The 12599-nt window shown below is 73.6% G+C and carries 15 protein-coding genes and 1 pseudogene; 7 read left to right on the forward strand and 9 right to left on the reverse strand.

Annotated elements, in window-relative coordinates:
* Nucleotides 1–17: 17 nt before the first annotated feature.
* The 3 genes from ABGB16_RS19945 (at nt 18) to ABGB16_RS19955 (ending at nt 3870) form a co-directional block, all read left to right on the forward strand.
* On the forward strand, nt 18–767 hold the full coding sequence (locus tag ABGB16_RS19945) for an SIS domain-containing protein (RefSeq protein ID WP_347669594.1): 750 nt from the start codon (nt 18–20) through the stop codon (nt 765–767).
* A 275-nt stretch (nt 768–1042) separates the two neighbouring features.
* Nucleotides 1043–1546: a DUF6328 family protein gene (locus ABGB16_RS19950; protein ID WP_347669595.1), complete on the forward strand. Its 504-nt coding sequence runs from the start codon at nt 1043–1045 to the stop codon at nt 1544–1546.
* Nucleotides 1547–1947: 401 nt separating this feature from the next.
* Nucleotides 1948–3870, forward strand: coding sequence for an acyl-CoA dehydrogenase family protein (locus ABGB16_RS19955; RefSeq protein ID WP_347669615.1), 1923 nt, complete (start codon nt 1948–1950; stop codon nt 3868–3870).
* Between the two features lie 68 nt (nt 3871–3938).
* Here the strand turns inward: ABGB16_RS19955 and ABGB16_RS19960 are convergent, their stop codons facing one another.
* The 8 genes from ABGB16_RS19960 to ABGB16_RS19995 all read right to left on the reverse strand — a co-directional run bounded on the left by ABGB16_RS19960 (nt 3939) and on the right by ABGB16_RS19995 (nt 8475).
* The gene (locus tag ABGB16_RS19960; RefSeq protein WP_347669596.1) at nt 3939–4106 is read right to left on the reverse strand and encodes a hypothetical protein; all 168 of its coding nucleotides are present in this window, start codon (nt 4104–4106) and stop codon (nt 3939–3941) included.
* Nucleotides 4107–4114: 8 nt separating this feature from the next.
* Nucleotides 4115–4720: a hypothetical protein gene (locus tag ABGB16_RS19965; RefSeq protein ID WP_347669597.1), complete on the reverse strand. Its 606-nt coding sequence runs from the start codon at nt 4718–4720 to the stop codon at nt 4115–4117.
* Between the two features lie 56 nt (nt 4721–4776).
* Entirely contained in the window at nt 4777–5190 is a 414-nt protein-coding gene (locus ABGB16_RS19970) for a Fur family transcriptional regulator (RefSeq protein WP_347669598.1), read from the reverse strand.
* Nucleotides 5187–5486 (reverse strand): metalloregulator ArsR/SmtB family transcription factor, encoded by a 300-nt coding sequence (locus ABGB16_RS19975; RefSeq protein WP_347669599.1) that lies wholly within the window; start codon nt 5484–5486, stop codon nt 5187–5189. Before ABGB16_RS19975 ends, ABGB16_RS19970 begins: the two co-directional genes overlap by 4 nt.
* A gap of 43 nt (nt 5487–5529) precedes the next feature.
* Nucleotides 5530–6402 carry a metal ABC transporter permease gene (locus ABGB16_RS19980; RefSeq protein WP_347669600.1) on the reverse strand — a complete coding sequence of 291 codons (873 nt, stop codon included), beginning with the start codon at nt 6400–6402 and terminating at the stop codon, nt 5530–5532.
* Nucleotides 6403–6404: 2 nt separating this feature from the next.
* Nucleotides 6405–7166, reverse strand: a complete 762-nt coding sequence (locus ABGB16_RS19985; protein ID WP_347669601.1) for a metal ABC transporter ATP-binding protein — start codon at nt 7164–7166, stop codon at nt 6405–6407.
* A complete protein-coding gene (locus ABGB16_RS19990) occupies nt 7163–8104 on the reverse strand; it encodes a metal ABC transporter substrate-binding protein (protein WP_347669602.1) in 942 nt (313 codons plus the stop codon). Before ABGB16_RS19990 ends, ABGB16_RS19985 begins: the two co-directional genes overlap by 4 nt.
* Before the next feature lie 113 nt (nt 8105–8217).
* On the reverse strand, nt 8218–8475 hold the full coding sequence (locus ABGB16_RS19995; protein WP_347669603.1) for a hypothetical protein: 258 nt from the start codon (nt 8473–8475) through the stop codon (nt 8218–8220).
* A gap of 26 nt (nt 8476–8501) precedes the next feature.
* Here ABGB16_RS19995 and ABGB16_RS20000 point away from each other — a divergent pair, with 26 nt between their 5' ends.
* The 4 genes from ABGB16_RS20000 (at nt 8502) to dusB (ending at nt 12273) form a co-directional block, all read left to right on the forward strand.
* Nucleotides 8502–8843, forward strand: coding sequence for an antibiotic biosynthesis monooxygenase family protein (locus ABGB16_RS20000; RefSeq protein WP_347669604.1), 342 nt, complete (start codon nt 8502–8504; stop codon nt 8841–8843).
* Nucleotides 8844–8968: 125 nt separating this feature from the next.
* Entirely contained in the window at nt 8969–9442 is a 474-nt protein-coding gene (locus ABGB16_RS20005) for a hypothetical protein (RefSeq protein ID WP_347669616.1), read from the forward strand.
* A 214-nt stretch (nt 9443–9656) separates the two neighbouring features.
* On the forward strand, nt 9657–11036 hold the full coding sequence (locus ABGB16_RS20010; RefSeq protein WP_347669605.1) for a glycine--tRNA ligase: 1380 nt from the start codon (nt 9657–9659) through the stop codon (nt 11034–11036).
* 64 nt (nt 11037–11100) lie between these two features.
* The gene (gene dusB / locus ABGB16_RS20015) at nt 11101–12273 is read left to right on the forward strand and encodes a tRNA dihydrouridine synthase DusB (protein WP_347669606.1); all 1173 of its coding nucleotides are present in this window, start codon (nt 11101–11103) and stop codon (nt 12271–12273) included.
* Between the two features lie 192 nt (nt 12274–12465).
* Here dusB and ABGB16_RS20020 read toward each other — a convergent pair.
* Nucleotides 12466–12599, reverse strand: a pseudogene (locus tag ABGB16_RS20020) (phytochelatin synthase); the annotation flags it as partial.

The following is a 12599-nucleotide window of genomic DNA, read 5'->3' on the forward strand; positions in this document are numbered from 1 at the left end:
AGTAGGAAGCAGGACGTATGACGGTGAACGCTGACGACTATCTCGCGGTGGTGACGGAGACGATCGGGCGGGTGTCCGCCAGCCAGCGGGAGGCGGTGTGCCGGGCGGCCGATCTCATCGCCGACGCGCTGCGGGCCGACGGCGTGGTCCACGCGTTCGGCACCGGGCACTCCGAGGCGCTGGCGATGGAGATCGCCGGTCGGGCCGGCGGGCTGGTGCCGACCAACCGGATCGCGCTGCGCGACCTGGTGCTGCTCGGCGGGGCGCCGGCCGACATCCTCGGCCCGCTGCTGGAGCGGGACCCCTCGGTGGCCCACCGGCTGTACGAGCTGGCCCCGGTCCACCCGTCGGACGTCTTCGTGGTCGCCTCGAACTCGGGGGTCAACGGCGCCATCGTCGAGTTCGCCGGGCTGGTGAAGGAACGCGGCCACGGGCTGGTGGCGATCACCTCCGCGGCGCACTCGGCGCGGATGACCTCCCGCCACCCCTCGGGGCGGAAGCTGGCCGACTTCGCCGACGTGGTGCTGGACAACGGCGCCCCGTATGGCGACGCGACCCTGCCCCTGCCCGGCGGCGGTGCCGTCGGCGCGATCTCGTCCATCACCGCCGCCCTGCTCGCCCAGCAGATCACCGTCGAGGTGGTGGCCCGGCTGCTGGCGGCGGGGGAGCAACCCCCGGTCTACCTGTCGGCCAACATCGCCGGCGGGGACGAGCACAACAAGGCCCTGGAGGACCGGTACGCCGGGCGTATTCGCCGCGGTTCCTGAGGCGCGTGTCCGGGGTGGGGGCCGCCGGGGTTTTCACCGTGGTTCCTGAGGCGCTTGTTCGTGGTGGGGCCCGTCGGGCGTGTTCGCCGTGGTTCCTAAAGGCGCGGCGGGGAGTGGGGCCCGCCGTGCCCGGCTCCGGGCGGTCAGGCTTGATCCCTGCGCCGGTCACGGCGGGCCCCACTCCGGTCCGGTTTCGTCGGGGGCCTGGCGGGGCAATGCGTTGCTGCCGGCGGGGTTGGCCTCGCCGGCAGTACGTCTTGCGAAAGGTATGGCACGTGTCGAAGGAGACCGAGAAGCAGCGCTGGGAGCGCAACTTCGCCGACCTGCTCCAGGAATTGCGGGTCGCCCAGACCGGCGTGCAGATCCTCTTCGCGTTCCTGCTGACCCTGCCGTTCAGCAACGGGTTCCCTCGGGCCACGGCGTTCCAGAAGGACGTCTACATCGTCTCGCTGCTGTCGGCCGCCGCCGCTACTGCCATGATCATTTCCCCGGTCGCCTTCCACCGGGCGCTGTTCCGGCAGGGACGAAAGCCGGAGCTGGTGCGCTTCGCCCACCGGATGGCCAGCGGCGGCCTGGCGTTCATGCTGCTCTCGATGGTCAGCGCCGTCCTGCTGATCACCGACTTCGTCCTGTCCCGGCCGATCGCCGTCGTGCTGACCGTGCTCACCGGGGTGTGGTTCCTGGTCTTCTGGGTGTTCCTGCCGTTCGCCCGGCGCAACTGGGGCGACGACGACATCGACGACGAGGACGACGACCCGCACACGCTTCCCGGGAACTGACCCGCCGGGCGGGCCGACGCGTCCGTGGAACCGGTCGGGATCAGCGGAAACGCCCCTGAAAATCGGACGTTGCCGAAGCCCTACCCCTGGGTAACACCCGGGAGTAGCGTGGCTCGTGTCGAGCATGTCGACGTCATCCGGGCCCGAGGTTCGAGGGGGCAGCCGTGACCACGACGCAGAACAACCGACCCGCGCCCGACCCGACGGGCGGGGGCGCGACGGGCCCCGGTGCGGCGGCGGGTCCCACCGGCCGGGTCGCCCCCGCCGACGACACGAAACCCACCGGGCGGGTCGCCCCCGCCGACGACACGAAACCCGTCGGGCGGGCCGCGCCGGCCGGTGACCCCGACGGCCGTGGCGCCGCGGGCCCGGTCGCGGCGGGCGGCGACGGGGTCGGCCCCCTGCCCGCCGAGGCGGGACAGGTGTCGGAGAAGGAGGCCCGGCAGGTCGCCGAGGCGGCCCGCGAGTCCACCTGGGACCGGCCCAGCTTCGGCAAGGAGCTGTTCCTCGGCCGGTTCCGGCTCGACCTGATCGACCCGTGGCCGCGCAGCGACCCGGCCGAGGACGCCCGGGCCGAGGAGTTCCTGGCCGAACTGCGGGCGTACCTGGAGTCCGAGGTGGACGGCGCGGCGATCGAGCGGGACGCGCGGATCCCCGACGAGGTGTTCCACGGGCTCGCCCGGCTCGGCGCGTTCGGCATGAAGATCGACCGCTCGTACGGCGGCCTCGGGCTGAGCAACCTGCACTACTGCCGGGCGCTGATGCTGGCCGGCTCGGTCAGCCCGGCGATCAGCGCGCTGCTGTCGGCCCACCAGTCGATCGGCGTGCCGCAGCCGCTGAAGATGTTCGGCACCGCCGAGCAGAAACGCCGCTTCCTGCCCCGGCTCGCCGCTGGCGAGGTGTCGGCGTTCCTGCTCACCGAGCCGGACGTCGGTTCCGACCCGGCGCGGCTGGCCACCACCGCCGAGCCCACCGCGGACGGCACCGGGTACCGGCTCAACGGCGTGAAGCTCTGGGCCACCAACGGCACGGTCGCCACGCTGCTGGTGGTGATGGCCCGGGTGCCGGCCGGCGCGGGCCGGCGGGGCGGGATCACGGCGTTCGTGGTCGACGGCGACGCCGAGGGCATCACCGTGGAGCGGCGCAACGCCTTCGTCGGGCTGCGCGGGCTGGAGAACAGCCTCACCCGGTTCCACGACGTCTTCGTGCCGAAGGAGAACGTCATCGGCGGCGAGGGCAAGGGGCTGAAGATCGCCCTGAGCACCCTGAACACCGGCCGGCTCTCGCTGCCGGCGATGTGCGTCGGCGCGGGCAAGTGGTCGCTGAACGTGTCCCGGGAGTGGGCCGCCGAGCGGGTCCAGTGGGGCCGGCCGGTCGGCGAGCACGAGGCCGTCGCCCAGAAGCTGGCCTTCATCGCCGCGACGACGTACGGCATGGAGACCATGCTGGACCTGTGCTGCCTGCTCGCCGACGACGACCGCAACGACATCCGGATCGAGGCGGCGCTGGTCAAGCTCTACGCGAGCGAGATGGCGTGGAAGATCGGCGACGAGCTGGTCCAGATCCGGGGCGGACGCGGCTACGAGACGGCCGACTCGCTGGCCGCCCGGGGCGAGCGCCCGATCGCCGTGGAGCAGTTGCTGCGGGACCTGCGGATCAACCGGATCTTCGAGGGCTCCACCGAGATCATGCATCTGCTCATCGCCCGCGAGGCGGTGGACGCCCACCTCTCCGTCGCCGGGGACATCATCGACCCGGACGCCGGGCTCGGCCGCAAGGCGCGGGCCGGCGCGCGGGCCGGGGCCTTCTACGCGCGGTGGCTGCCGGCCCTCGCGGTCGGCCGGGGCCAGTCCCCGACGGCGTACGGCAGGTTCGGGCCGTTGGCCGGGCACCTGCGGCACGTCGAGCGGGCCTGCCGCAAGCTGGCCCGGTCGACGTTCTACGCGATGTCCCGGTGGCAGGGGAAGATGGAGCGCAAGCAGGCGTTCCTCGGCCGGGTGGTGGACATCGGCGCGGAGCTGTTCGCGATGTCCGCCGTCTGCGTCCGCGCGTACGCGGAGAAGGACTCGCGCCCCGAGAACGTCGAGCTGGCCGACCTGTTCTGCCGGCAGGCCCGGCTGCGGGTCGACGCGCTGTTCACCGCCCTGTGGGACAACACCGACCCGGTCGACGTGGCGGCGGCGAGGCACATCCTCGACGGCCGGTACGCCGCGCTGGAGGACGGGGTGGTCACCCCGCCGGCCGATCGGCCCTGGGTGGCCCGCTGGACCCCCGGCCCGTCGACTGCCCCTGACGTTCGCCGCCGCATCCCCCGCCCGGAGTGAAAGGAAGGGCCCCTGTCGACGCCTGTGGCGCAGCAGGGGACCCGCTCACGCCCGCGCCTCGGGAGGGCTCAGCGGGAGATCCCCCAGGCCAGCACGCCGGCCAGGATCAGCCCGTTGAGCACCGCCAGCACCAGGTAGGCCGCCGGTGGGACCTTGCGGCCCCGGCGGACGAAGCTGACCAGGACGCCGGCGTACGCCAGCAGCAGCACGGCGATGACGATCAGGAAGTAGAACACGCCCCACCCTAACGGTCTGCCCGGAGGCCGAGTCGGCGCAGCTCCAGCGCGGCGAGCGCGTCGACGGTGGCGTCGTCGCCGCGGCGCCACGCCTCGGCCACGTCCGGGGCGATCCGGGTCAGCCGGCCCAGCGGCTGCCCGGCCAGCGCCCGCAGGGCCAACAGGTCCCGCCCGGCCGGGGCCGCGGCCAGCGCCTTCGCAGAGGCGGCCCGGCGCATCCAGCGCAGCCGCAGCGGCAGCCAGCCGAGCAGCACCACGCCGAGCGGGAAGACCAGGACGGCGATGCTGAGCGCCAGGGCGAGTTGGCCGACCAGCTCCTGCTGGTCCCGGCCCGCGTCGGCAACCGCCCGCGCGGCGTCGGCCGCCTTGCTGAAGGGGGCGGTCAGCTCGTCGCCCACCAGCGGCACGCGGCGCACCTTGCCGCCCGCCTCGGCGAGGTTGTCGGCCAGACCGCCGCCGGCCCCCTCCAGCTTCCGCCCGGGTACGGCGAGCTTCTGCACCAGGTCGTGCACCCACAGCGCGAACCGGACGGCGGCGTACACCCAGACGACGACGAGTAGGTCGGTGAGGAACTGGCGGGCGGCGGTCGGGAAACGATCGGCGTAGATCTTCACGCCGGACAGCCTGCCATGCCCGCGGCGGCCGGGCACGGCCCGGAAACCGGCCGACGTCAGCCGGCGCAGGACGGGCAGGTGCCGAAGATCTCCAGGGTGTGGCTGACGTCGGTGTAGCCGTTCTGGGCGGCGACCCGCTCCGCCCAGGTCTCCACGGTCGGCCCGGCCACCTCCACCGTGCGGCCGCAGGCCCGGCACACCAGGTGGTGGTGGTGACCCTCGCTGCACCGCCGGTAGAGGTGCTCGCCGCCCGGCGGGCGCATGACGTCGACCTCACCCGCGTCGGCCAGCCCCTGCAGCGTCCGGTAGACGGTGGTCAGCCCCACCCGCTCGCCGCGCTCGCGGAGCATGGCGTACAGGTCCTGCGCGCTGTGGAATCCGTCCAGCTCGGCGAGCAGGGCGCTCACCGCCGAGCGCTGCCGGGTGTTGCGGACGGCGCCGCCCTCGCTCACGACGCCCCCTGCGTTCATGACGTCTCCCCGGCATGGCTTACCGCGTCGGCGACGATGTGCGCGACGTGCTCGTCGACCAGCGCGTACGCGATCTCGCGCCCGCGCCGGGAGCCACGGACCACGCCGGCCCCGCGCAGCACCCGCAGATGCTGCGACACCAGTGGCTGCGCGGCTCCGAGCTTCTCCACCAGCTCGTGCACGCACCGCTCGCCCTGCGCCAGCTCGCTCACGATCGCCAGCCGGATGGGGGCCGCGAGGGCCCGCAGCAGCTCGCCCGCGCCCTCGTACGCCTCGTAGCCTGATGCGCCGGTCACCTCGTAACGGTAACCAATACCGCGGACATGTCCTGGCGCAGGCTCAACTCAGCACCACCTCGTGCTCGTGCGGCTCGGGGGTCGGCGCGCCGGCCCGGGTGCGGCGCCGCCGCAGCGCCCGCCACCCGGCGGCGGCGACCGCGACGACGAGGAACGAGGCGATCGCGAGCAGCACCACGGACGCGCCCGGGGCGGTGTCGGCGTTGGCGGCCACCCAGACCCCCGAGCCGGCGGCGAACAGGCCGAGCGCCATCGCGGCGGTCATCGTGGCGCGGAAGCCGCGGGTGACCTGCTGGGCCGTGGCCACCGGGACCACCATCAGCGCGCTGATCAGCAGCACCCCGACGGCCCGCATGGCGATCGTGACGGTCACCGCGGTGCCGACGGCGAGCAGCAGGTTGAGCGCCCGCACCGGCAGGCCGGCGACCCGGGCGTACTCCTCGTCGTGGCACACGGCGAACAGCGCCGGCCGCAGGGTCAGCATCGTGACCAGGATCGCCGCGCCGAGCACCACGATGGTCGTCAGGTCCTGCGGCGAGATGGTGGTCAGCGACCCGAACAGGTACGCGTTGAGGCTGGCGCTGGTGGCGTCGGAGAGCCCGACCAGCATCACGCCACCGGCGATCCCGCCGTAGAACAGCAGCGCCAGCGCGAGGTCGCCGGACGTGCGGCCCCGGGCCCGCACCAGCTCGATGGCGACCGCGCCGAGCGTCGCCGCGACCACCGCCACCAGCACCGGGGAGCTGTTGAGCAGCAGCCCGGCGCCGACCCCGGTGAGCGCGACGTGCCCGACCCCGTCGCCGATCAGGGCCAGTCGGCGCTGCACCAGGTAGATGCCGAGCGCCGGGGCGGCCAGGCCGATGACCAGCGCGGCGATGAGCGCCCGCTGCATGTACGGGTACTGGAAAAGCTCCATGCTCAACTGCTCCACAGCCCTACGGGCTCGTCGGGTCCGTGCGGGTGCACGTGGTCGTGGTCGGGCTCGGCGTGGTGGCCGGCCGGCTCGGGCACCGCGCCGTCGTGCGCGACCCCGCCGTCGTGCACCACCACGGCGCGGCTGATCAGTGGGCGCAGCGGCCCCAGCTCGTGGGCCACCAGCAGCACCGTCCCGCCGCCGGCGACGAAGCCGCGCAGCGCCCCGGCGAACGCCTCCTGGCTGACCGCGTCGACCCCGGCGGTCGGCTCGTCCAGGACCAGCAGTTCCGGCTCGCCGGCCAGGGCGCGGGCGATCAGGGTGCGCTGCTGCTGGCCGCCGGAGAGGGTGGCGACCGCGTCGCCGGCCCGGTCGGCCAGCCCGACCGCCTCCAGCGCGGCGGCCACGGCCGCCCGGTCGGCCCTGCCCGGCGGGCGGAGCACGCCCCGGCGGGCGAGCCGGCCGGAGGACACCACCTCGCGTACGGTGGCCGGCACGCCGCCGCCGGCGCCGAGGCGCTGCGGGACGTACCCGATGCGCCGCCACTGCCGGAACCGCCGCAGCGGCGTGCCGAAGAGCGAGACGGTGCCGGAGTGCGGCGGGACCAGCCCGAGTACCGCGCGGATCAGCGTGGACTTGCCGGAGCCGTTGGCGCCGAGCACGGCGACCACCTCGCCGGCGTCGACGGTCAGGGAGACGTCCCGCAGCACGGGGCGGCCGTCGTAGCCGACCGCCGCGTGCGTGACGGTGATGACAGGTGCGGTCACGAGCAGCTCAACGCCGTCCGGAGGGTCTGGAGGTTGGTACGCATCACCGAAAGGTAGTCCGCGCCGTTGCCGGCGGACAGTCCTTCCAGCGGGTCGAGCACGGCGGTCCGCGCGCCGACCTGCTCGGCGATCGTCTCGGCGACCTTGGGGCTGACCAGGGTCTCGAAGAAGATCGTGGTGGCCTGGTGCTCCCGGGCCTCCCGGGCGACCTCGGCCAGGCGCTGCGGGGACGGCTCGGTCTCCGGGGTGAGCCCCGTCATGCCGACCTGCTCGAGCTGGTAGCGCCCGGTCAGGTAGCCGAACGCGGTGTGGCTGACCACGACCTCCCGGCGCTGGCAGGTCTTCAGCCCCGCCGCGAACTCGGCGTCCAGCTTCTCCAGGTCGGCGCGCAGGGTCCTCGCCCGGGCGGTGTAGTCGGCGGCCCGCTCGGGGTCGACCGTGCCGAGCCGCTCGGCGAGCCGGTCGGCGACGGTGGCCAGCCGGGTCGGGTCGAGCCAGAGGTGCGGGTCCTTGCCGCCGCTCTCCTCCTCGTGCCCGGCCTCCTCCTCGTGCTCCTGGCCACCGGCGCTCGCGTCCAGCAGCGGCTGCACCCCGGCCACGTCGAAGGCCCGGTCGCCGCCGGCCTGCTCGACCGCCTCGTCCACCGCCGGCTGGAACCCCTTGAGGTAGACGAGCAGCTCGGCCTGGTTCACCTCGCCGACCTGGCCCGGGGTCAGCTCCAGGTCGTGCGGCTCGGCGCCGGGCTTGGTCAGGTTGGTCACCCGGACCGCGTCACCGCCGACCCGCTCGGCGACGAACTGGAGCGGGTAGAAGGCAGCGGCCACGTCGACCCGCTGCGGGTCGGCGCCGCCGTCGTCGTCCGAGCAGGCGGTGAGGCCGGCCAGGCCGAGCAGGGCGGTCGCGGTGATCAGGGCACGTACGGTGGGGCGGAGCGTCATGTCGTCCACTCTCCGCGACAACGAAATTGATTGTCAAAAACGCATGCTTGCATGAGCCGCGCTCATCTGCTAGCGCTTCGCCCCTCGTGCCGCCCGTACGGGCCGGGCCCGGGTCAGAGCAGCTTCGCCAGCGCGACCGTGACCAGCAGGGCCAGCATGACCAGCCGGATCACCCGGGTGGCCGGCGCCTGGACCGGCCAGGTCCTCAGCAGCAGCGCGACCAGGCCGGCGGCGAGCACCAGCAGCAGCACGCCGCCCAGCACGCCCGGGGTGAACAGCGCCACCAGCACCAGCACCAGGGTGACCAGGAAGACCGCCGTGGGGTTCGCCCGGGCCAGTCGGGCCAGCAGGGGGCTCTGCGTACGCTGCATCCCACAGACTTTACGAGGAGGACCCGGTGCTGGTCACCAACCGGTTCGTGGTGGACCCCGACGTCGCCCCCGCCTTCACCGAGCGCGCGCACGCCGCCCTCGCGGCGCTCGCCGCCCGCCCCGGCTACCTGCGCGGCGAGCTGCTCCGGGCGCTGGACGACCCCCGCCACTGGTGCCTGGTCACCGAGTGGGAGTCGGTCGGCGCGTACCGGCGGGCGCTCGGCGGCTTCGACGTGAAGGTGCACGCCACGCCGCTGCTGGCCGAGTCGGTCGACGAGCCGTCGGCGTACGAGCCGCTGGCCAGCGCGGCCCCCGGCGGAGCGGTCGACGTGCGGGCGAGCGATCGGGCCGCTGCGCCGTACCGCTGAACGGCTGGCACTACCCTGCACGTATGACCGCACCCGGACCGGCCGGTCCACCCCCGTACCCGACGGCAGGACGGCCCGTCGGCCCGCCGGCCCCCGGCGCGTCGCCGACGCCCCAGGAGCCGGCGGTGCCCCCGCCCCCGGCGGGCCCCGGGGTCGCCCCGCCGTTCGCCGCGCCGCCGACCGAGGGGCGCCGCGCCCGGCTCTGGCTCGCCCTCGGGGTCGGCGCGCTGGCCGTGCTGCTCTGCTGCGGCGGGGGCGGGTCGGCCGTCGTCGGACTGGCGGTCAGCAACGTGCAGGCCGTCCGGGAGCAGGGCCGCGCGGTGACCCGGGACTACTACGAGGGGCTGGCCGAGCGGAAGTACGACAGGTCGTACGACGCGCTCTGCGACGACGCGCGACGGCGCGAGTCCCGGCCGGAGTTCACGCGGCGGGTCTCGGCCGAGCCGCAGATCGACTCGTTCCGGGTGGGCGACGTGGACGTCAACAACCTGACCGTGCCCGTCTCGGTCACCTTCAGCGGTGGCGGCCGGGGCAGCCAGCGGGTGACCCTGGCGCCGGACCGGCAGACCGGGGCCATGAAGGTCTGCGGCGTCAGCTGACCCCCGGGCCTCCGACCCGACCCCGGGTGTCCGGCCCCGCCGGTGGCGCCCCTTGGCCCGGCCCTGTCGGTCCGGCGGTGGAGGCTCGCGGGGGCCGGCCTGGTCGCCCCCGGTATTCTGCTGGGCTCGGGGCCTCCGCGGTCGTACCGTGGTCCCGGACCGAACGATTCATCCACTTCGCCCCCGCCGACCGCCAGCCGGCGTAGGAGGAAACATGCCAGTCGACCGTATCGACGCCGTCGTCAGCCTCGCCAAGCGCCGGGGCTTCGTCTTCCCCTCCAGCGAGATCTACGGGGGCACCCGGTCGGCGTGGGACTACGGTCCGCTCGGCGTGGAGCTCAAGGAGAACGTCCGCCGGCAGTGGTGGAAGACCATGGTCCAGCAGCGCGACGACGTGGTCGGCCTGGACTCGGCCGTCATCCTGGCCCGCAAGGTCTGGGAGGCCAGCGGCCACATCGCCGAGTTCGTCGACCCGCTGACCGAGTGCCAGTCCTGCCACAAGCGGTTCCGCGCCGACCACCTGGAGGAGGCGTACGAGGCCAAGCACGGCAAGCCGCTGACCTCGCTGACGGAGCTGAACTGCCCGAACTGCGGCAACAAGGGCACCTTCACCGAGCCGAAGATGTTCAACGGCCTGATGAAGACGTACCTCGGCCCGGTGGAGAGCGACGAGGGCCTGCACTACCTGCGCCCGGAGACCGCACAGGGCATCTTCGTCAACTACAAGAACGTGGAGACGGTCGCCCGCAAGAAGCCGCCGTTCGGCATCGCGCAGACCGGCAAGTCGTTCCGTAACGAGATCACCCCCGGCAACTTCATCTTCCGTACCCGCGAGTTCGAGCAGATGGAGATGGAGTTCTTCGTCGAGCCGGGCACGGACGAACAGTGGCACGAGTACTGGCTGCGGGAGCGCTGGAACTGGTACGTCGACCTCGGCCTGTCCGAGGAGAACCTGCGCTTCTACGAGCACCCGAAGGAGAAGCTCTCCCACTACTCGAAGCGCACCGTCGACATCGAGTACCGGTTCCGGTTCGGCGGCACCGAGTTCGCCGAGCTGGAGGGCATCGCCAACCGCACCGACTTCGACCTGTCCACGCACAGCAAGCACTCGGGCGTCGACCTGTCGTACTTCGACCAGACCAAGGGCGAGCGCTGGATCCCGTACGTGATCGAGCCGGCCGCCGGCCTCACCCGCGCGGTGCTCGCCTTCCTGCTCGAGGCGTACGACGAGGACGAGGCGCCGAACACCAAGGGCGGGGTGGACAAGCGCACCGTCATGCGCTTCGACCCGCGGCTGGCCCCGGTCAAGGTGGCGGTGCTGCCGCTGTCCCGCAACGAGGCGCTCTCCCCGAAGGCGAAGGGCCTCGCCGCCGACCTGCGTAAGCGCTGGGTGGTCGAGTTCGACGACTCGCAGGCGATCGGCCGCCGCTACCGCCGGCAGGACGAGATCGGCACCCCGTTCTGCGTGACCGTCGACTTCGACACCCTCGACGACAACGCGGTGACGGTGCGCAACCGGGACACGATGGCCCAGGAGCGGATCTCGCTGGACCAGGTCGAGCGCTACCTCATCGAGCGCCTCCCCGGCTGCTGAGCTGCGTACGGGGCTCCGACCGGCGCGCGGGAACGGGCCGGTCGGAGCCCCGTACACTTGTCCGGTGACCGCCCCGACCCCGCCCGCCGTGCGCCCGTTGGCCGTCGGGCCGCACGAGGTGTGGCCGCCGGTGGTGCTCGCGCCGATGGCCGGCATCACCAACGTCGGGTTCCGCCGGCTCTGCCGCGAGCAGGGCGGTGGCATCTACGTCTGCGAGATGATCACGACCGTCGCGCTGGTCGAGCGGAACCCGAAGACGCTGCGCATGATCGCCTTCGGCGAGGAGGAGAAGCCGCGCAGCCTCCAGCTCTACGGCACCGACCCGGAGATCACCGCCGCCGCCGTGCGGATCGTGGTGGAGAAGGACCTCGCCGACCACATCGACCTCAACTTCGGCTGCCCCGTGCCCAAGGTCACCCGCCGGGGCGGCGGGTCGGCCCTGCCCTGGCGGCGCCGACTGTTCGCCCGGCTGGTGAAGGCCGCGGTGGACGCCGCGTCGCCCGCCGGGGTGCCGGTCACCGTCAAGATGCGCAAGGGCATCGACGACGACCACCTGACGTACGTCGAGGCGGGGCTCGCCGCCCAGGACGCCGGCGTCGCCGCGGTCGCCCTGCACGGGCGTACGGCCGCGCAGCGCTACTCGGGCACCGCCGACTGGGACGCCATCGCCACGCTGAAGCAGGCCCTCGACGTGCCGGTGCTGGGCAACGGCGACATCTGGGAGGGCGACGACGCGCTGCGGATGGTGGCGCACACCGGCGTCGACGGGGTGGTCGTCGGCCGCGGCTGCCTGGGCCGGCCCTGGCTGTTCGCCGACCTGGAGGCCGCGTTCGACGGCCGGCCCGAGCGGCGGCTGCCCACCCTCGGCGAGGTGGCGGCCACCATGCGCCGGCACGCCGAACTGCTGGTGGAGCAGTTCACGGCCGGCGCGCGGAACCCGGCCCGGGGCGAGCGGGACGGCTGCACCGACTTCCGCAAGCACGTCGCCTGGTACCTGAAGGGGTTCCCGGTGGGCAGCGAGCTGCGCCGCTCCCTCGCCATGATCGAGAGCCTGGCCCAGCTCGACGACCTGCTCGGCAAGCTCGACCCGGCCGAGCCGTTCCCGGTGGCCGCCCTGGGCCAGCCGCGCGGCCGGACCAACTCCCCGGGCAAGGTCCACCTCCCCGACGGCTGGCTCGCCAGCCGCGACGACGACACCGTCCCGGTGGGCGCCGAGCTCGACGACTCCGGCGGCTGACGGCGCCGGCCCCGCTGGGCGCCGAGCTCGACGACTCGGGCGGCTGGCGACACCGTCCCGGAGGGCGCTGAGCTCGACGACTCGGGCGGCTGACGGCGCCGGCCCCGCTGTCGCCGGGCGGGTGGACGACGAAGGGCCGACCCCTCGTGGGGGTCGGCCCTTCGTGATACCTCCTGCCGTTCAGGTTCCCGGTCAGGAAGTGGCGCTGTAGCCGCGGGTGGCGATCCAGTCGGCGAGGTTGTCGATGCTCATCTGGTAGGAGGCCTGGTCGGGGTTGGCGGAGTCGGCGATGGTGACGGTGTGGCCGTTGTCGTGGTAGCCGACGA

It is taken from the genome of Micromonospora sp. B11E3 (assembly GCF_039871625.1).
GTDB lineage: Bacteria > Actinomycetota > Actinomycetes > Mycobacteriales > Micromonosporaceae > Micromonospora.

Excerpts from the sequence above, each read along its gene's own strand:
- ABGB16_RS19945 (WP_347669594.1), top strand. The coding sequence starts at position 18 with ATGACGGTGAACGCTGACGACTATCTCGCGGTGGTGACGGAGACGATC.
- ABGB16_RS19970 (WP_347669598.1), bottom strand. The coding sequence starts at position 5,190 with ATGAACGCAGGGGGCGTCGTGAGCGAGGGCGGCGCCGTCCGCAACACC.
- ABGB16_RS19980 (WP_347669600.1), bottom strand. The coding sequence starts at position 6,402 with ATGGAGCTTTTCCAGTACCCGTACATGCAGCGGGCGCTCATCGCCGCG.
- ABGB16_RS19990 (WP_347669602.1), bottom strand. The coding sequence starts at position 8,104 with ATGACGCTCCGCCCCACCGTACGTGCCCTGATCACCGCGACCGCCCTG.
- ABGB16_RS19995 (WP_347669603.1), bottom strand. The coding sequence starts at position 8,475 with ATGCAGCGTACGCAGAGCCCCCTGCTGGCCCGACTGGCCCGGGCGAAC.
- ABGB16_RS20010 (WP_347669605.1), top strand. The coding sequence starts at position 9,657 with ATGCCAGTCGACCGTATCGACGCCGTCGTCAGCCTCGCCAAGCGCCGG.